Consider the following 17,063-nt stretch of genomic DNA (forward strand, 5'->3'; position numbering starts at 1 on the left):
GGAGCAAGCGGTGCTGAGCGGGTTCAAAGACTTCATCCTCCGCGGGAACGTCATCTCACTGGCCATCGGCCTCGCCGTGGGGTCCGCTTTCACCGCAGTCGTCACCGCGCTGAGCACCGCCTTCATCACCCCGCTCATCGGCCTCGCCACCAGCTCCGCCATGGGCGACTTCAGCAAGGCCCAGTTCACCGTCGACGGTGCGCATTTCCGCTACGGGCTCCTCATCAACGCCGGCGTCGCCTTCCTGGTGACCGCCGCGGTCCTCTACTTCCTCGTCGTCGTCCCGCTGGCCAAGATCCAGTCCCGCTTCACCGCCGACAAGCCGATCGACGTCAAGGCGGCCCTGCGCGACTGCCCGTACTGCTACACCGAGATCCCGGCCATCGCCTCCCGCTGCGCCCACTGCACCAGCCAGCTGGAGCCCCTGCAGGAGGCCCTGGAACTGGCCAAGGTCCCCGCCCAGGGCTGAGCCACCCGTACGGCGGACACCGCGGGCCGCGCGCACAAGGGAACTAGCCTCCCTCGCCTGGCGTTGACCAGTGAGGGAGGGTCCACTGGACAGTGGACTGAGTCACTGAGCGAAGGTTCCCCTGCCGCACGACTTGGAGGGCGTACCGTGCACCGCCGGCACAACGGGCTGAGGACCGCCGTCCTCCTCGGGGGGCTCTCTGCCCTCTTGATCGTCATCGGCAGCTTCTTCGGCCGCACGGGACTGATCGTCGCGCTCGTCGTCGCGCTCGGGACCAACGCGTACGCGTACTGGAACAGCGACAAGCTCGCCCTGCGCGCCATGCGTGCCCGGCCGGTCAGCGAGTTCGAGGCCCCGGTTCTCTACCGCATCGTCCGCGAGCTCTCCACCGCGGCCCGCCAGCCCATGCCCCGGCTCTACATCTCGCCGACCCAGGCGCCCAACGCCTTCGCCACCGGCCGCAACCCGCGCAACGCCGCTGTCTGCTGCACGGAAGGCATCCTCCAGATCCTCGACGAGCGCGAACTGCGCGGGGTCCTCGGTCACGAGCTCAGCCATGTCTACAACCGCGACATCCTGATCTCCTCCGTAGCCGGCGCCCTGGCCTCCGTCGTCATGTTCCTGGTCAACTTCGCGTGGCTCATCCCCGTCGGCCGCTCCGACGACGACGAGGGCCCCGGAATCCTCGGTATGCTGCTGATCATGATCTTGGGCCCGATGGCCGCGTCGCTGATCCAGCTCGCTGTCAGCCGCTCACGCGAGTACGAGGCCGACGCGTCGGGCGCCCAGCTCACCGGCGATCCGCTCGCCCTCGCGAGCGCCCTGCGCAAGCTCGAAGCCGGTACGAAACAGCTGCCGCTGCCGCCCGAGCCCCGGATCGAGACCGCGAGCCACATGATGATCGCGAACCCCTTCCGTCCCGGTCAGGGACTGTCCAAGATGTTCTCCACACATCCCCCCATGGCGGAGCGCATCTCCCGGCTCGAAGAGATGGCAGGTCCCCGCTCATGAAAACCATCCTCAACGTCGTCTGGCTCGTCCTCTGCGGCTTCTGGCTGTTCCTCGGCTACCTCCTCGCAGGCGCGCTGCTCTGCATCACCATCATCGGCATCCCCTTCGGGGTCGCCGCGTTCCGCATCGGCGTGTACGCGCTCTGGCCCTTCGGCTACATGGCGGTGGACCGCAGGGACGCGGGAGCTCCCTCCTTCGTCGCCAACGTCCTGTGGCTGGTCCTCGCCGGCTGGTGGCTCGCACTCGGCCACATCTTCACCGGTATCGCCCTGTGCGTGACCATCATCGGCATCCCCCTCGGCATCGCGAACTTCAAACTGATCCCTGTCTCGCTGATGCCGCTGGGCAAGGAGATCGTCCGCACGGACGAGCCCTTCGCCGGCCGCTGAGCCGCGGCCGTAGCCGTACCGCTGAGCCGCGGCGGAGAGCCGTACCGGAGCCGCATCGGCCGGCTACCTCGGTACCCGCATGCGTATGTCCGGAGCCTCCGGAGCCTCCGGAGCCTCCGGAGCCTGTACGTCCGAGCTTCCGGGGCCCGTACGTCCTGAGCATGCGTACGGGCAGGTCCGGAGCGCGCGTTCCCCGAGGCCGGGGCGGTCCGTACCGGTGGGACGCCACCGACTCCGCCCCACGCCACCGACTCCGCCCCACGCGACCGGCGACGCAACCGGACGAGCCGCCTCGGCGTCACTGTTTAGGACACCGAACGTTAGGCAGGCTCTGCTCATGGGAATCATCAGTTGGATCATCCTCGGACTGCTCGCCGGGGCCATCGCCAAGATCCTGCTCCCCGGTCGTGACCCGGGCGGCCTCGTCGGCACCACCCTCATAGGCATCGTGGGGGCCTTCATCGGCGGGTGGGGCGCCTCCCATTTCTTCCATCACCCCGTGACGAAGCACTTCTACGACGGCGCGACCTGGATCTCCGCCATCGCGGGCGCTCTCGTGCTGCTGATCATCTACCGGCTGCTCTTCGGCAACTCCCGCTCACGCAACTGATCGCGCGAGCCGCCGACCGCACAGGCCCTGATCGCACGGGCCGCCGGCTCGTGCAAGCTGCTGATCGTGCAGGCCGCCGGCCGCGCAAGCCACCACCGCGGCAAGCCGCCCACCGCGCAAGCCGTCGTCCGGGCGTCCGGGCGTCCGGGTGGCCGACGCTGTGGACCTGCGACCGACCGGCACCGTCACTCACCGGTAACGCCGCGCATGGGCCCCCGCGCCCAGCCGCACACCCCTCATCACCCGCGGCGCGCGGGGTCATCGAGCCCCGTCTGCCGCAGCGTGATGTTCAACCGCCCACCCGTCAGACCCACCGCGGGATCAGCCGTCCCCGGAAGGACCTTCGGCACACCGTGGTAGGCGAACCGCGAAGGTCCTCCGAAGACGAAGAGATCCCCGGACGCCAGCCGCACATCCGTATAGGGCCGCCCCCGGCTCTCCGCGTTCCCGAAGCGGAAGACGCACGTATCGCCCAGGCTCAGTGACACCACCGGAGCAGCGCACCGCTCCTCCCTGTCCTGATGCAGGCCCATCCGCGCGTCGCCGTCGTAGAAGTTCACCAGCGCTGCGTCGGGCGCGTACACCGCTGACCCCGCTCCTCCCGCCGGGCCGCGCTCCCCGTGCTCCTTCCCGTAGGCCTCGGCCACCGCGGAACGCCCCAACTCCGCCAGCCAGTCCGGGAATGCGGCCACCCGGGCGCCGTTCACGTCATCGGCGGTCCGCGCGTACCGGTACGGCTGCCAGTGCCACCCCAGGCACACCGTCCGCACGGACATCACGCCCCCGCCCGGCAACTGCGTACGCCGCAGCGGCACAGGCCCCCGCGCCCACTCCCGGCACGCGCCCACCAGCTCCCGCTGACGCTCCACCGGCAGCCAGTCCGGAACATGCACCGCGCCGGGCGCGACCTCCACCCGGTCCCGCGGGAACAGCCCGGTCACCTGCCCGGACCCGCCCGGTGCTCACGGCGCCCCGTCACAGCGCCCGCGCCCCTTCGAGCCCCAGCAGCCACTTCTTGCGCTCCAGCCCGCCCGCGTACCCGCGCAGCGCCCCGTCCGCCCCGATCACCCGGTGGCACGGCCGTACGACCAGCAGAGGATTGCGCCCGATCGCGGTACCCACGGCGCGCACTCCGGCGCCCGACAGCCCGAGGCGCCCCGCGATCTCCCCGTACGACACCGTGGTGCCGTACCCGAGACCGTCCAGCTCGGCCCACACACGCTGCTGGAAGGCGGTCCCGCCGCCCGCGAAATCGATCGCGAACCCGGCCTGCCCGCCGTCGAAGTAGTCCCGCAGCCGGCCGTTGATCCAGGTGAACGCGGACGGATCCCGGCGCCACCCCGCGCCGGTGGCGTCCTCGGCGGACACCCCGCCTTTCTGGCCCGGCACGGACAGCGAGGCCAGGGCCGTTCCGCCCCGCGCGTCCGCCGATTCCTCGCCCACCAGCAGCAGCTCACCGAGTGGGCTGCCGACCGTCGTGTACACCGTCATCGGTTGCTCCCTTCCTCGCAGCGCCCCGGCGGCCGTTCCACCGGGACACCTACGAGTCTGCGATGCTCCGACCGCCATGACCGGCGGTTTTCGGACGCCGCATACCGTTCGGGCGCCGCATGCCGGGAGCCCCGGAACGCCGGCCCGCCGGGGGAGCGGAAAATCAGCGGTAGTTCACAAACTGCAGCGCGAAGTCGAAGTCCTTGCCCTTCACCAGTGCCTGCACGGTCTGCAGATCGTCACGGCTCTTGGAGCTGACCCGCAGTTCCTCGCCCTGGACCTGCGCCTTGACGCCCTTGGGGCCCTCGTCGCGGATGACCTTCGCGACCTTCTTGGCGTTGTCCTGCGAGATGCCCTCCTCGATGGAGGCGAAGATCTTGTACTCCTTGCCGGACAGCTGCGGCTCGCCCGCGTCCAGCGCCTTGAGGGAGATCCCGCGCTTGATCAGCTTGGTCTGGAAGACGTCGAGGATCGCGGTGACCCGCTCCTCGGAGTTCGCCTGCATCAGGATCTTCTCGCCCGACCAGTCGATGGAGGCGCCGACGTTCTTGAAGTCGTAACGCTGCGAGATCTCCTTGGCGGCCTGGTTGAGGGCGTTGTCGACCTCTTGCCGCTCGACCTTCGAGACGATGTCGAAACTGGAGTCGGCCATGTCCTGTGGCTCCTTGTATCGGGTGTGCTGACGGGTACGGCCGGTGGCCCGGCCTGCTGCGCGCAAGCCTAAGGGCTGCACCGCGACCGCCCCCGCCCGTCCCCGGTCAATCGGGTGGCGAAGCACCCCGTGTCATCAGGTATCGTTTACGTCGTTGCCACGGAGTCCGCAGCACAGCGGTTCCGCAGCGACATATCCCAGGCGGTGTGCCCGAGTGGCCAAAGGGAGCAGACTGTAAATCTGCCGGCTCAGCCTACCCAGGTTCGAACCCTGGCGCCGCCACAGGATAAGAAGGGCCCGTGACCAGCGGAAACGCTGGTCACGGGCCCTTTCTGCGTACTCGGTCGAAGTGGACCGCCATCACGTGCCTCCGTGCCGTTCTGGACCGCGTTGTTTCGCCTGCTGACCCGCTTGTGCGGGGCGGCCGTGGGGCAGCGTCCTGAGCCTCGTCCGCCACCCCTCGGCGTCGTCCCGGTCCGAGCCGTTCGCCGGCGCTCCGTACCCGTACGGCATCGAGCAGGACGAGAGTCCGGCGAGGGTCGGGCACGGTCGGCGGGGCCAACTCCCCTTCCACCTGCACCTGCACCTGCTCGGGAGCCTGTCACCGAATCTGGGGCCGGCACGCGGAGAGGCAGAGGCGGTGTTCCACCCACTGGTGTGGGCCGGGCGGCCTCAGAGGGCTCGCCATGAATCCGTTCTGATGCCCAGGTCGTCCCGGGCTCGCTCGTGATAGGTGTTCAGGCGCTCGTGAAGATCGCCCACCACAGGGGGAGGTTCGTGCGCACGCGCCTGCTTCATCATCTCCCACAGCGCCAGGTTGACTTCATGGGCTGCCCCGATGGCTGCGGGATCTGCCAGCAGCACGAGAGCTTCGAAGAGGGCCGAGCGCCGGCGCTCGCCGCCCTCCATCGCGGCCATGAACTCTTTGTGAGCCTCTGACCCTTCATCCGTCAGCCGGGAGAGTTTCGAGGCGTCGGCTATCTCCTTCACGCATTCGGCGTATTCGATGTATGTGTCGAGCTTCCGTTGATCCCAGCGGGTTGCCATCGTGCGCCGGTGTCTGGCGCGTTCGGCCATGGCGACGGACACGTACGAAGTCAGGGCTCCAACGAGTACGCCCACCAGCGTCACTATCTGACCGATCATGACGGTGACCGTACCGTCGTCGCCCCGGCGAAGGATCCGGCCGGCTGCGCCGCTCGGAAGGACATGGCCCTCTGTCCACGCGAAGGGGAATACCCGCTGCCGCAGTCGCCACTGCAGTACGGCTACGGCTACGGCCTCGGGCCGGAGTCCGCGAGCCGGAAGGCCAGTTCCATCTCCCACTTGGACATGTCCGGCTCCTCGCGCGGGTCCGTCTTGTAGATCTCCAGCCGGCACCCCCACTCCTCGACCACGTCCTCCTTCTCCCTGTCCCACTCCATACCGCGCGCCGCCGCCCACTCCAGCAGGCCCGCGGTGACCCCCAACAGCTCGGTCGGGTGCCCGATATGAGTGACCGTCACATAAGTGCCCGCCGGCAGAGTGGCGGTGAAGAACTCGCCCTCCTCCGCGTCCTCGCCCGCACCGGCGCCGCCCTCCGGCAGCGCTGCCACGGGGACGCCCGCCTCGACCTCCATGCCGCGTTCCATGTCGATGACGTCGTACCGGAAGAACGGCGGTCCCGCCGGCTCCATCCCGTGCTCCGCGAGCCAGCCGAACACGTCCATCAGCCGGTCGGCGATCACCGGGAAGGTGTCCATCGTGACGGTCTCCCTGACCGCCGCGTACGGCTGGGCGGCGCGCTCGACAGCCACCGGCGGGTTCTGCATCAGTTCCCCGCCACGTCCTTCACGGCGACCGACACCGGCACCGTCCCGCCGATCAGCTCCAGTGTCAGACCGGCGGTCGCCGTGGTCTCGATGAGCTCGGCCAGCACCGCGGCCACGTCGTCCCGCGTGACCTTGCCCCGGCCGGTCCTGGCCTCCAGACGCACGAGCCCGGTGCCCGCGTCGTCGGTCAGCGCGCCCGGGCGCAGCACCGTCCAGTCCAGGGTGCGGCGGGCCCGTACGGCGTCGTCCGCCGCACCCTTGGCCCGCAGATAGGCGTCGAAGACCTCGTCGCCCCGGTGGGTGCTGTCGGCGCCCATGGACGAGACGATGAGATAGCGGCGTACGCCTGCCTGCTCGGCGGCGTCCGCGAGCTTGACCGCCCCGTCGCGGTCCACGCTGTCCTTGCGTTCGACCGTGCTGCCCGGGCCCGCACCTGCCGCGAAAACCACGGCATCGGCGCCCGACAGGGCTTCGGCGACCTGGCCCACGGTGGCGGATTCCAGGTCGAGGACGACCGGCTCGGCACCCGCGGATCTCAGGTCGTCGGCCTGTCCGGGATCGCGGATGATGCCCGCGACCTCGTCGCCGCGCGCGGCGAGCAGCCGCTCCAGCCGCAGCGCGATCTGACCGTGTCCACCTGCGATGACAATGCGCATGTTTTCGACGGTACGCTCCGTCGGCTCCGTGCGCTCAGGAACGCCCGTTGCTGAAGGTGTTCGTGTGACTCGCTCCCGTAGTTGCCCGCTGGGCGTCCCGGGTGGCCGGGGCCGCGATGAAGGAGCGCGATGAAGGTGCCCGATTCAAGGCGCCCGATGAAGAAAGCGGCTGGGGAAAGCGGCTGGAGAACGCCGGATGCGCGGCCAGGCACGGGAAGGGCTCCAGCAGCCCCGCGAGGCGCCGGTCAGGATGGCGTACGGCAGCAACCGGCCCCGCCTTCTGCCCGCTTGACAGCCGGAGAGCCGGAGAGCCGGAGAGCCGGAGAGCCGGAGGACCGTACAGCCGTAGACCCGGAGGACCGGACAGCCGGACGACCGGTGGGCGCCCCCATGGCCACTGTCACTCACCGTCCCTGTGCGCCCCGGCCAGGCACGCACAGCCACGCGAGAGCCGCTGCGGTCAGGTAGGCGAGGGCCCCGATGGCCATGCTGCCGCGCAGCCCGGCCCCGTAGCCGGTACTGGTGGCCAGAAGGCTGCCTCCGAGTGCCACCCCCGTGGCGCTGCCGATCTGGCGGGTGGTGTTGAACAGGGCGGAGGCGGCCCCCGCGTACGCCGGGGGCGCCGCACCCATCACCGTGGCGGTCGAACCGGTGAGCGCGAAGGACGTACCGAATCCGGTGGCCATCATCGGGGCCACCAGCAACGGGTAGGCGGGATCCGCGCCCGCCGCGGCCCAGCCGGCCAGCCCGATGGCGCCCAGGAGCATGCCGCAGACCACCAGAGGGCGGTCACCGGTGCGGCGGCTCAGCCGCCCGGACAGGACGGAGGCGAACATCGTCATCGCCACCGCCGGGAACAACGCCAACCCGGTTTCGAGGGCGGTGAAGCCGCGCTGGTGCTGGAAGTCGAGGCTGGCGGTGAACACCATGCCGTAGAAGGCGAAGTTGAACAGCAGGCCGACGGCGGCCCCGCCGCTCATCGCGGGTGAGCGCAGCAGCCGCAGGGGAAGGACGGGGGTCCGGGCGAGCCGCTCTCGGATCACGAACGCCGCGACCGCCGTTACGGCCAGGCCCAGTCCGGCGAGGACAGCAGGATCGGACCAGCCACGCCGTCCGGCCTCGTTCAGCCCGGCGATCAGCAGGGCCACCGCCGCCACCACGGCGCACTGGGCCGGCCAGTCCAGGGGGCGGCCGGGGTGCCGCGGCGAGGGCGCGACGTGACGCAGCGTCAGCAGCAGGCAGGCCGCTCCGACGGGCAGATTGATGAGGAAGACCCACCGCCAGCCGACCGTGGACACCAGAAGGCCGCCCAGCAGCGGCCCGGCGGAGGCGGCGACGCCCGCCATCGACCCCCACAGTCCGAAGGCACGTGAGCGTGCCGCCTGCACCTGGTAGGACTCCTGGAGCAGAGCGAGGGAGCCGGGGACGATCAGCGCCGCGCCGAGTCCTTCCGCGAGGCGCGCCACGACGAGGAAGGAGTCGGTCGGCGCGAAGGCGCACGCGGCCGAGGACACCGTGAAGACCACCACGCCCGAACAGAAGACGCGGCGGTTGCCCAGCCGGTCGCCCAGCGCGCCACCTGTCATCAGGAACCCGGCGAAGACCAGGGTGTACCCGTCCGTGATCCACTGGATGCCCGTCAGTGAGGCCGACAGGTCCCGGCCCACCACGGGCACAGCGACGTTGATGATGGTGACGTCCAGGATGACCATGAAGTAGCCCGCGCACACGGCCAGCAGCGGCGCCGCGGAGCGTCCTGGGGCCGTCGGGCCCGGTCGGGGGCGCCCGGGTCCGTCACCGCCGATCGACTGGGCGAAGGGCACGTCACCGGCTCCGTTCTGTCGGCGCGGTCACTGCGCGGTTCTGTCGGCGCGATCACTGCGCGATCCCGTTGTTCTGGGCCGGACCCGGCAGCCCTGTGCGGGCGGGGGTGGGCCGCGCGGAGCTGACACGATGGGCCCGGGGCGCTCCGGGGCCACTGGCCCGGGCGGTGCTGCCAACCCTCAGGGCCAGGTGTCGGCCCGCCCCTGCCGCGGCAGTTCGAAGCTGCTGGGAGCGGTCGAGTCGCAGTACTCGCGCACCGCGTTGGTCCGTGCGACGACCCGGCCGCGGTGGATGACGATCCTGCTGTACGCGAGGGAGAGCGCGGCGGCCAGCTGATCTCCGCGGACGGCCAGGAGCTCGGCGGGGAAGCCCGCCTCCACCCGCACCTCGGGGAGGCCCATGGCCTCGCGCGGCGCGGAACTGACCGTGCCGTACGCGTCGTTGGGGCTGAGCCCGCTCTGGGACGCGAGCAGGTAGGCGGCCTCGAGTGGGTCCCCGCGGCCGACCGGATTGGCCAGGTCGCGCAGTGCGCCGCTGCCCGCCGCGACGCGCACGCCCGCCGCGCGGAGCAGCCGTACGGGGGCGGTCCCGCGGCTCTCGACGCCGCCGCAGCCGCCCTGGGGCTGGCAGATCACCGTGACGCCCGCTGCGGCGAGCCGGCCGGCGGCGCGGACCGCGGTCTCGTGCGGCAGCCTGGAGAGTCCGCCGCAGGGACCGATGGCGACGCCGGGGCGCAGCCCGCCGGACATGGCGGCGAGCCGGGCGAGCCGGGCGGGGTCGTCACCCTCGGTGTGCAGATCGACGGCGCAACCGTGTTCGGCGGCGACTTCGAGGACGGCCTCCGTGTACCCGGTCGGGTCGGGATCGAGGTCGGGACAGCCGCCGACGACGCCGGCGCCCATCTTCACCGCGTCGCGCAGCATGGCCAGGCCGTCGGCTCCGGCCACTCCGGTGAGCAGCCGGGGTACGGCGACGGTCGTGAGGTCGGTGAGCCCGCGCAGCGACCGCCGGGCCTGCAGGACGGCCTCCATGGCGCCGAGGCCCTGGACGTCTCCGATGCGGATGTGCGAGCGCAGGGCGGTGGCGCCGTGCCCGAGCTGGAGGAGGGCGGCCTCCGTGGCGCGGCGCTGGATGTCGGGGGCGGCGCCGGTGGTGGCGGGCCCCGGGCCCGGGCCCGCGCCGGCGGTGAGCGCGGTATCGCTGTGGGCGTGGGGCTCGGCAGGTGCCGGGAGCAGCAGGTAGCCGTCGAGTCCGATGCTGGCGGCGGCGGAGGTGCGGGAGCCGGGTGCGGTGAGGCTGCCGGCGGTGCCGACGGCTTCGATGCGCCCGTCGCTGATGCTGACGTCCACGGTGCGGCCGTCGGCCAGGCGGGCACCGCGGAGCAGGAGCGCGGTGGAGTCCGCTGTGGCTCCTTCGGGGGGCCGCGGCTGGCTGTCGGGCATCGCGCTCCTGGGTGCTGGGCCGGGCGTGACGGACGAGGTCACGCAGCGTGAAGTGAGCCTATGGGGAAGTCCGGTCCTGCTTCGAGGAGGGGCGGATTAGTCGTACTGGGAGTGACTCCTGTGGCCGATGCAGGCTGTGGGCCGAACGGTGGCGGGAGGGGCTGAGGGGAGGAGCGCGAAGGGTGGGAGGAGGCGGTGGACAGGAGCGGGGAGAGGGGTCTTCATAAGGATTTGGGGGACGGCGGAGGACCGTGTAATGTCTTCATCGCTCGCCCCAATAGCTCAGTCGGTAGAGCGTCTCCATGGTAAGGAGAAGGTCTACGGTTCGATTCCGTATTGGGGCTCTGGTGCGGGAGCCCTCACCTTCGGGTGAGGGAATCCGTAGCAAAGCGGTGTAGCTCAGTCGGTAGAGCAAGCGGCTCATAATCGCTGTGTCACCGGTTCAAGTCCGGTCACCGCTACACACGGTAGCCGATGGTGGGCTCGGTCCTTCGATCGGCTACTCTTTTATGCGTTCATCCGTCCATCCGTCCAAGGAGCACTCACGTGGCTGCCACCGACGTCCGCCCGAAGATCACGCTGGCCTGCGTGGAGTGCAAGGAGCGGAACTACATCACCAAGAAGAACCGGCGTAACGACCCGGACCGTCTTGAGATGAAGAAGCACTGCCCGCGCTGTAACTCGCACACTGCGCACCGCGAAACGCGCTGACACAGGCTGTTCTTTCCGCAAGCACAGCTCTCCACAGGCACTGGCACGAGGTCGTCCCCCTACTGGGGGGGCGGCCTCGCGTCATTTCTGCAGTTACCCACGGTTATTGTGATTCTTTCCGATTCCCGGCACTCCACCAGGAGGTAGTGAGCCATGGCGCTCGACCAGTCCTTCGTGGGGCGGACCTATCCGCCCTCCGCGCCGTACGAGGTGGGCCGGGAGAAGATCCGCGAGTTCGCCGAAGCGGTCGGTGACGCGAATCCCGCTTACACCGATCCGGACGCGGCGAAGGCGCTCGGGCATGCCGATGTCATTGCCCCGCCGACCTTCGTCTTCTCGATCACTTTCAAGGCCGCCGGTGTGGTCGTCCAGGATCCGCAGCTGGGTCTCGATTACACGCGCGTGGTGCACGGCGACCAGAAGTTCGCCTACCGCCGCCCGGTCAGGGCGGGGGACCGGCTGACGGTCACGTCGACCATTGAGGCGATCAAGTCCCTTGCGGGCAACGACATCATCGATATCCGCGGCGAGGTCCACGAGGAGTCCGGCGAGCACGTCGCGACGGCCTGGACCAAGCTGGTCGCGCGAGCGGCCGGGGAGGCGTGACAGTGGCAGCGAAGATCTCCTACGAGAGCGTCGAGGTCGGCACGGAGCTGCCGGCGCAGTCCTTCCCGGTGTCGCGGGCGACGCTGGTGCAGTACGCGGGTGCGTCCGGCGACTTCAACCCGATCCACTGGAACGAGAAGTTCGCGGTCGAGGTCGGACTTCCCGACGTCATCGCGCACGGGATGTTCACCATGGCTGAGGCGGTCCGGGTGGTGACCGACTGGGTCGGGGACCCGGGGGCTGTCGTGGAGTACGGCGTCCGGTTCACCAAGCCGGTCGTCGTCCCGAACGACGCCGATGGTGCACTGATCGAGGTCAGTGCCAAGGTCGCAGCGGTCGTCGGGGACCCCGGGGACCGGACGGTCCGCGTGGACCTCACGGCGACCAGTGACGGCAAGAAGGTGCTGGGCATGTCCCGCGCGGTGGTCCGCCTCGCCTGAGGCCGCCCGGGGCGGTGTGCCGCCGCGCCGATGTGGCGGCCTGCGGCCGCGCTGATGCGGCGACGAGCGAGCGGCCGCGCCGATGTGGCAGCGTGCGCCGGATCGCAGATGGCAGGGGGCGCACGGAAACGGGCGCCCCCCTCGCGATTCCGCCTCGCCGTTGCGCTCGCTGTCCGGCTGTCCGGCTGTCCGGCAGTCCCGCTGTCCGGCTGTCCCGTAGACGGATGTCCCACTGTCCGGCTGCCCCGCGAACGGATGTCCCGCTGTCCTGATGTCTCGTACGCCGGCGTGCGAGCCCAGCCCTGAGCCCGGTCGCCCGCCCGCTTGACTTAGTTAGTGAGTAGACACTAACTTTCTTGCATGGTCAGGATGAGCGCAGAGGAGCGGCGCGAGAGCGTCATCCGCGCGGCGATGGTCGAATTCGCCCGCGGTGGCTATCACGGCACCTCCACCGAGGTGATCGCCAAGCGGGTGGGTGTCTCGCAGCCGTATCTCTTCCGGCTCTTCCCCAACAAGGGAGCGATCTTCCTCGCGGCCGCCGAGCGCTGCGTCGAGGACACCACGGCCGTCTTCGTGAAGGCGGCCGAAGGGCTGCAGGGCGACGAAGCCCTGCATGCCATGGGGGACGCCTATATGTCGCTCATCGCCGACGACCCGGACAAGCTGCTCATGCAGATGCAGATCTACGTCGCGGTGGCGTCCGCGGCGGCCTCCGGGGACCGCGAGTTCGGGCAGGCCGTGCGCACCGCGTGGATGGGGCTGTACGACGCGGTCCATCTGGCCCTGGGCGCGGACGCCGACGAGACGGCGACGTTCCTGGCGTCCGGCATGCTGATCAACACGCTGGTCTCGCTCGGCTTCGCCCCGGAGCACCGGGTGTGGACCGGCGTGCACGGCTCGCCGCGGCCCAAGGCGTGAGCTGAGCGGTTGCGGGGAACGCGCCCGCCTTGCGCAGGGGTACTCATGGGCGCGCAAGTTAGTCATCGATAACTAACCGAAGTGACAGACCCACAGGGGGAACAGTGAACGAGCGGACGGCCCGGCGCGGAGGCGCCACCTGGGCCCTGATCATCACCAGCGTCGCCGGATTCATGGCGGCTCTCGACAACCTCGTCGTCACCACGGCACTGCCCTCGATCCGCCAGGACCTCGGCGGCGCCCTGGAAGACCTCCAGTGGACGGTGAACGCGTACACGCTGACCTTCGCCGTCCTGCTCATGTTCGGTGCCGCCCTCGGCGACCGCTTCGGCCGCCGCAAGCTCTTCATCACCGGCCTCACGATATTCACCGGTGCCTCCGCCGCGGCCGCCCTCGCCTCGGGTATCGCACCGCTCATCGCCGCCCGCGCGGTCCAGGGCGTCGGCGCCGCGATCATGATGCCGCTCACCCTGACCCTGCTCACCGCGGCCGTACCCGCCGCCCGCCGTGGCGCCGCCCTCGGTATCTTCAGCGCCGTGACCGGCCTCGCCGTGGCCAGCGGGCCACTCATCGGGGGCACGCTCACCGAGTACCTGTCCTGGCAGTGGATCTTCTGGCTCAACGTGCCGATCGGCCTCGCCCTGCTCCCGCTCGCCCGGCTGCGCCTCAGCGAGTCGCGTTCACCGGGCGCCCGGCTCGACATCCCCGGCACCCTGCTGGTCAGCGGCGGCCTCTTCGGCGTCGTCTACGGCCTGGTCAACGGAGAGACGGACGGCTGGTCCAGCACACCGATCCTCACCGGCCTCTTCGCCGGGGCCGCTCTCCTGGCCGGCTTCGTCCACCACGGACTCCGCCACGCCCACCCCATGCTCCCCATGCGGCTCTTCCGCAACCGCGCCTTCGCCGGGATCAACGGAGCGTCCCTGCTGATGTTCCTGGGCATGTTCGGCTCGATCTTCCTGCTGAGCCAGTTCTTCCAGGGAGCCCTCGGCTACTCGCCGACCCAGGCCGGCCTGCGCATGCTGCCCTGGACCGGGATGCCCCTGATCATCGCGCCGTTCGCGGGCATCCTCTCGGACCGCATCGGCGGCAGGCCCGTCGTCGCTGCGGGCCTCGCACTCCAGGCGGCCGGGCTCGCGCTCTTCGCGCTGCTCATCGGCCCGGACGTGTCGTACCCGACGGTGCTTCCGGCCCTGATCCTCGGCGGAGCCGGAATGGCGCTGTACTTCGCCCCCGCCTCCAGCGTGGTCATGTCCAGCGTCCGCCCCGCCGAACAGGGCATCGCGTCCGGTGCGAACAACGCACTGCGCGAGGTCGGCGGCGCGCTCGGTGTCGCGGTCATGGGCGCGGTCTTCGCCGCCCGCGGAGGGTACGAATCGCCCACCGCGTTCACCGACGGCACCGTCCCCGCGCTGTGGATCGGCGCCGCCGTGGTCGCGGTCGCCGCACTCGTCGCCCTGCTGATCCCGCGGCGCGGCACGCCGGGGCCCGCGACCGCCGTACCGGAGGCCGGGACGGACCGCGAGATGGTCATCGTCCGAACCGCCTGATCCGTCTGATCCGTCCGAACCGCCTGATCCGTCTGATCCGTCTGATCCGCACTCCGGGCCTTCGCGCCCCGAGGCTCCGAGCCGACGAGCCTCCGGGCTCCGGGCCTCCACTCCGGGCCCCCGGATCTGCCGTACGAGAACGGCCCTGCCCCGACGGGTGGGGCCGTTCTCGTACGCTTGGCCCGTGCAGGAACTCCTTGAAGCCCCACTCGCCCCCCTGACCACCTTCCGCCTCGGCGGCCCCGCGACCCGGCTGGTCACGGCGGAGACGGACGCCGAGGTGATCGCGGCCGTCCGCGAGGCCGACGCGAGCGGTACGCCACTGCTCCTCATCGGCGGCGGCTCCAACCTGGTCATCGGCGACAAGGGGTTCGCCGGCACCGCCCTGCGGATCGCGACACGCGGTTTCTCGCTCTCCGGGACGGACCTCGAACTCGCGGCCGGTGAGGTGTGGAGCGACGCGGTGGCCCGCACCGTGGAGGCCGGGCTGGCGGGCGTCGAGTGCCTGGCCGGGATCCCCGGTTCCGCCGGTGCCACCCCGATCCAGAACGTGGGGGCGTACGGCCAGGAGGTCTCGTCCACCCTCACCGAGGTCGTCGCCTACGACCGGACCACAGGGGAGACAGTCACCCTCGCGAACGCCGAGTGCCGGTTCTCGTACCGGCACAGCCGCTTCAAGTCCGAACCCGAGCGTTACGTGGTGCTGCGGGTGCGTTTCGCGCTCGAAGACGCGGGCGGCCTCTCGGCGCCCGTCAAGTACCCGGAGACGGCGCGGGTCCTCGGTGTCGAGGCGGGTGACCGGGTGCCCGCGGCGACGGTCCGCGAGACCGTGCTGAAACTCCGCGCGGGGAAGGGCATGGTGCTGGACCCCGAGGACCACGACACCTGGTCCGCCGGTTCCTTCTTCACCAACCCGATCCTCGACGACGCACAGTTCGCCGCGTTCCGGGCCCGTGTCCGGGAGCGGCTCGGGGCGGAGGCCGTGCCTCCCGCCTTCCCGGCGGGGGAGGGCCTGACCAAGACATCGGCGGCCTGGCTCATCGACAGGGCGGGCTTCACCAAGGGGTACGGCACCGGCCGGGCCCGCATCTCCACCAAGCACACGCTCGCCCTGACCAACCGCGGCCGGGCCACCACCGACGACCTGCTCGCGCTCGCCCGCGAGGTCGTCGCGGGCGTGCACGAGGCGTTCGGCGTGACGCTGGTCAACGAGCCGGTGACGGTCGGCGTCAGCCTGTAAGGGGGAACCGCCGCCCGGCACCGGGACCAGGGCCGGGACGGAGACCGCTGCCGGGGCCGCAGCCCGGCCCCGGTCTCCTTCGTACGTGCGTGCGGAGGTTCAGCTGTCGAGCCAGTCATCGACTCCGGCCAGCAGAGTGCGCCGGACGTCGGGCGGAGCGGACGAGCCGCGCACCGACTGCCGTGCCAGCTCGGCCAGTTCGGCGTCGCTGAATCCCTGGGCCCGCGCCAGCTCGTACTGGGCCGCCAGCCGCGATCCGAAGAGCAGCGGGTCGTCCGCCCCGAGTGCCATCGGCACCCCTGCTTCGAACAGCTTTCGCAGGGGTACGTCCTCCGGCTTCTCGTAGACACCGAGCGCCACATTCGACGCCGGACACACCTCGCACGTCACCCCGCGCTCGGCCAGCCGCTTCAGCAGCTGCGGGTCTTCGGCGGCCCGCACCCCGTGGCCGATCCGCGCGGCGTGCAGATCGTCCAGGCAGTCCCGGACCGACGACGGCCCGCTGAGCTCCCCGCCGTGCGGCGCGGCCAGCAGGCCGCCCTCCCGCGCGATGGCGAACGCCCGGTCGAAGTCCCGCGCCATACCGCGGCGCTCGTCATTGGAGAGCCCGAACCCGACCACGCCGCGGCTCGCGTACCGCACCGCGAGCCGCGCCAGCGTCCGTGCGTCCAGGGGGTGCTTCATCCGGTTCGCCGCGACCACCACCCGTATCCCGAGCCCGGTCTCGCGCGAGGCCGCGTCCACCGCGTCCAGGATGATCTCCAGCGCCGGGATCAGCCCGCCCAGGAGCGGGGCGTACGACGTGGGGTCCACCTGGATCTCCAGCCACCCCGAGCCGTCCGCGACATCCTCCTGGGCGGCCTCGCGCACCAGCCGCTGGATGTCCTCGGGTGTGCGCAGACAGGACCGGGCGATGTCGTAGAGCCGCTGGAAGCGGAACCAGCCGCGCTCGTCGGTGGCCCGCAGCTTCGGCGGTTCACCGCTCGTCAGGGCCTCCGGCAGGTGCACGCCGTATCTGCCGGCCAGTTCCAGCAGAGTCGTGGGCCGCATCGACCCGGTGAAATGCAGGTGCAGATGGGCCTTGGGCAGCAGCCGGATGTCACGTACTCGCTCCATCCCAGGATCCTGCCGTACGGACCCGCCGTACCGGTAGCCGCTCTCCCCCAACGAGGAGGCGCCCGAACGAAGAAACGGGCCCCCGGTGAGAACCGGAGGCCCGTTCCGTACGGGTGCGCGGACGGTG

General features: G+C 70.7%; 19 protein-coding genes and 3 tRNA genes. 13 read left to right on the top strand and 9 right to left on the bottom strand.

All coding sequences use genetic code 11. The annotated features are described in order from the left end of the window. The first annotated feature begins 10 nt into the window (after positions 1–10). From OG917_RS20585 to OG917_RS20600, 4 genes are all read left to right on the top strand, one after another. Positions 11–469 carry an MscL family protein gene (locus tag OG917_RS20585; protein ID WP_328319085.1) on the top strand — a complete coding sequence of 153 codons (459 nt, stop codon included), beginning with the start codon at positions 11–13 and terminating at the stop codon, positions 467–469. Between the two features lie 147 nt (positions 470–616). After that, positions 617–1,480, top strand: coding sequence for a zinc metalloprotease HtpX (gene htpX, locus OG917_RS20590; protein ID WP_328319086.1), 864 nt, complete (start codon positions 617–619; stop codon positions 1,478–1,480). Beyond that, a complete protein-coding gene (locus OG917_RS20595) occupies positions 1,477–1,869 on the top strand; it encodes a YccF domain-containing protein (protein ID WP_328319087.1) in 393 nt (130 codons plus the stop codon). The genes htpX and OG917_RS20595 overlap by 4 nt, the downstream gene beginning before the upstream one ends. Before the next feature lie 337 nt (positions 1,870–2,206). Further along, positions 2,207–2,479: a GlsB/YeaQ/YmgE family stress response membrane protein gene (locus OG917_RS20600; RefSeq protein WP_328319088.1), complete on the top strand. Its 273-nt coding sequence runs from the start codon at positions 2,207–2,209 to the stop codon at positions 2,477–2,479. 239 nt (positions 2,480–2,718) lie between these two features. Here OG917_RS20600 and OG917_RS20605 read toward each other — a convergent pair whose 3' ends face one another. The 3 genes from OG917_RS20605 to OG917_RS20615 all read right to left on the bottom strand — a co-directional run bounded on the left by OG917_RS20605 (position 2,719) and on the right by OG917_RS20615 (position 4,622). Further along, positions 2,719–3,420: an alpha-ketoglutarate-dependent dioxygenase AlkB family protein gene (locus OG917_RS20605; RefSeq protein ID WP_328319089.1), complete on the bottom strand. Its 702-nt coding sequence runs from the start codon at positions 3,418–3,420 to the stop codon at positions 2,719–2,721. 34 nt (positions 3,421–3,454) lie between these two features. Then, positions 3,455–3,970: a methylated-DNA--[protein]-cysteine S-methyltransferase gene (locus OG917_RS20610; RefSeq protein ID WP_328319090.1), complete on the bottom strand. Its 516-nt coding sequence runs from the start codon at positions 3,968–3,970 to the stop codon at positions 3,455–3,457. 163 nt (positions 3,971–4,133) lie between these two features. Continuing rightward, positions 4,134–4,622, bottom strand: coding sequence for a YajQ family cyclic di-GMP-binding protein (locus tag OG917_RS20615; RefSeq protein ID WP_328319091.1), 489 nt, complete (start codon positions 4,620–4,622; stop codon positions 4,134–4,136). 200 nt (positions 4,623–4,822) lie between these two features. Here OG917_RS20615 and OG917_RS20620 point away from each other — a divergent pair. Further along, positions 4,823–4,904, top strand: a tRNA-Tyr gene (locus OG917_RS20620). Positions 4,905–5,294: 390 nt separating this feature from the next. Here the strand turns inward: OG917_RS20620 and OG917_RS20625 are convergent. From OG917_RS20625 to OG917_RS20645, 5 genes are all read right to left on the bottom strand, one after another. Continuing rightward, entirely contained in the window at positions 5,295–5,768 is a 474-nt protein-coding gene (locus OG917_RS20625; protein ID WP_328319092.1) for a hypothetical protein, read from the bottom strand. 128 nt (positions 5,769–5,896) lie between these two features. Beyond that, entirely contained in the window at positions 5,897–6,433 is a 537-nt protein-coding gene (locus OG917_RS20630; protein ID WP_328319093.1) for a GyrI-like domain-containing protein, read from the bottom strand. Further along, positions 6,433–7,089 carry an SDR family oxidoreductase gene (locus tag OG917_RS20635; RefSeq protein ID WP_328319094.1) on the bottom strand — a complete coding sequence of 219 codons (657 nt, stop codon included), beginning with the start codon at positions 7,087–7,089 and terminating at the stop codon, positions 6,433–6,435. Before OG917_RS20635 ends, OG917_RS20630 begins: the two co-directional genes overlap by 1 nt. 404 nt (positions 7,090–7,493) lie before the next feature. Further along, complete coding sequence (locus tag OG917_RS20640) at positions 7,494–8,912, bottom strand: MFS transporter (protein ID WP_443058996.1); 1,419 nt, start codon at positions 8,910–8,912, stop codon at positions 7,494–7,496. A gap of 180 nt (positions 8,913–9,092) precedes the next feature. Then, a complete protein-coding gene (locus OG917_RS20645) occupies positions 9,093–10,355 on the bottom strand; it encodes an amidohydrolase family protein (RefSeq protein WP_328319095.1) in 1,263 nt (420 codons plus the stop codon). A gap of 271 nt (positions 10,356–10,626) precedes the next feature. Between OG917_RS20645 and OG917_RS20650 the strand changes: the two genes are divergently transcribed. The 8 genes from OG917_RS20650 (at position 10,627) to OG917_RS20685 (ending at position 15,820) form a co-directional block, all read left to right on the top strand. Beyond that, positions 10,627–10,699 (top strand) — tRNA-Thr (locus OG917_RS20650). A gap of 44 nt (positions 10,700–10,743) precedes the next feature. Next, a tRNA-Met gene (locus OG917_RS20655) sits at positions 10,744–10,816 on the top strand. Between the two features lie 85 nt (positions 10,817–10,901). Further along, positions 10,902–11,066, top strand: a complete 165-nt coding sequence (gene rpmG, locus OG917_RS20660; protein ID WP_006604855.1) for a 50S ribosomal protein L33 — start codon at positions 10,902–10,904, stop codon at positions 11,064–11,066. Positions 11,067–11,219: 153 nt separating this feature from the next. After that, positions 11,220–11,672, top strand: a complete 453-nt coding sequence (locus OG917_RS20665; RefSeq protein ID WP_328319096.1) for a MaoC family dehydratase N-terminal domain-containing protein — start codon at positions 11,220–11,222, stop codon at positions 11,670–11,672. 2 nt (positions 11,673–11,674) lie between these two features. Next, positions 11,675–12,112 carry a MaoC family dehydratase gene (locus OG917_RS20670; protein ID WP_328319097.1) on the top strand — a complete coding sequence of 146 codons (438 nt, stop codon included), beginning with the start codon at positions 11,675–11,677 and terminating at the stop codon, positions 12,110–12,112. Positions 12,113–12,472: 360 nt separating this feature from the next. After that, entirely contained in the window at positions 12,473–13,030 is a 558-nt protein-coding gene (locus OG917_RS20675; RefSeq protein WP_328319098.1) for a TetR/AcrR family transcriptional regulator, read from the top strand. A 104-nt stretch (positions 13,031–13,134) separates the two neighbouring features. Continuing rightward, positions 13,135–14,580, top strand: coding sequence for an MFS transporter (locus tag OG917_RS20680; protein WP_328319099.1), 1,446 nt, complete (start codon positions 13,135–13,137; stop codon positions 14,578–14,580). A 184-nt stretch (positions 14,581–14,764) separates the two neighbouring features. Next, positions 14,765–15,820, top strand: coding sequence for a UDP-N-acetylmuramate dehydrogenase (locus OG917_RS20685; protein WP_328319100.1), 1,056 nt, complete (start codon positions 14,765–14,767; stop codon positions 15,818–15,820). A gap of 99 nt (positions 15,821–15,919) precedes the next feature. Here the strand turns inward: OG917_RS20685 and OG917_RS20690 are convergent, their stop codons facing one another. Beyond that, on the bottom strand, positions 15,920–16,936 hold the full coding sequence (locus tag OG917_RS20690) for an adenosine deaminase (protein WP_328319101.1): 1,017 nt from the start codon (positions 16,934–16,936) through the stop codon (positions 15,920–15,922). Positions 16,937–17,063: the final 127 nt, after the last annotated feature.

The sequence above is a fragment of the Streptomyces sp. NBC_00388 genome (genome assembly GCF_036061255.1).
Lineage (GTDB): Bacteria > Actinomycetota > Actinomycetes > Streptomycetales > Streptomycetaceae > Streptomyces.

Excerpts from the sequence above, each read along its gene's own strand:
- OG917_RS20595 (WP_328319087.1), top strand. The coding sequence starts at position 1,477 with ATGAAAACCATCCTCAACGTCGTCTGGCTCGTCCTCTGCGGCTTCTGG.
- OG917_RS20600 (WP_328319088.1), top strand. The coding sequence starts at position 2,207 with ATGGGAATCATCAGTTGGATCATCCTCGGACTGCTCGCCGGGGCCATC.
- OG917_RS20610 (WP_328319090.1), bottom strand. The coding sequence starts at position 3,970 with ATGACGGTGTACACGACGGTCGGCAGCCCACTCGGTGAGCTGCTGCTG.
- OG917_RS20615 (WP_328319091.1), bottom strand. The coding sequence starts at position 4,622 with ATGGCCGACTCCAGTTTCGACATCGTCTCGAAGGTCGAGCGGCAAGAG.
- OG917_RS20625 (WP_328319092.1), bottom strand. The coding sequence starts at position 5,768 with ATGATCGGTCAGATAGTGACGCTGGTGGGCGTACTCGTTGGAGCCCTG.
- OG917_RS20630 (WP_328319093.1), bottom strand. The coding sequence starts at position 6,433 with ATGCAGAACCCGCCGGTGGCTGTCGAGCGCGCCGCCCAGCCGTACGCG.
- OG917_RS20635 (WP_328319094.1), bottom strand. The coding sequence starts at position 7,089 with ATGCGCATTGTCATCGCAGGTGGACACGGTCAGATCGCGCTGCGGCTG.
- OG917_RS20645 (WP_328319095.1), bottom strand. The coding sequence starts at position 10,355 with ATGCCCGACAGCCAGCCGCGGCCCCCCGAAGGAGCCACAGCGGACTCC.
- OG917_RS20665 (WP_328319096.1), top strand. The coding sequence starts at position 11,220 with ATGGCGCTCGACCAGTCCTTCGTGGGGCGGACCTATCCGCCCTCCGCG.
- OG917_RS20675 (WP_328319098.1), top strand. The coding sequence starts at position 12,473 with ATGGTCAGGATGAGCGCAGAGGAGCGGCGCGAGAGCGTCATCCGCGCG.
- OG917_RS20690 (WP_328319101.1), bottom strand. The coding sequence starts at position 16,936 with ATGGAGCGAGTACGTGACATCCGGCTGCTGCCCAAGGCCCATCTGCAC.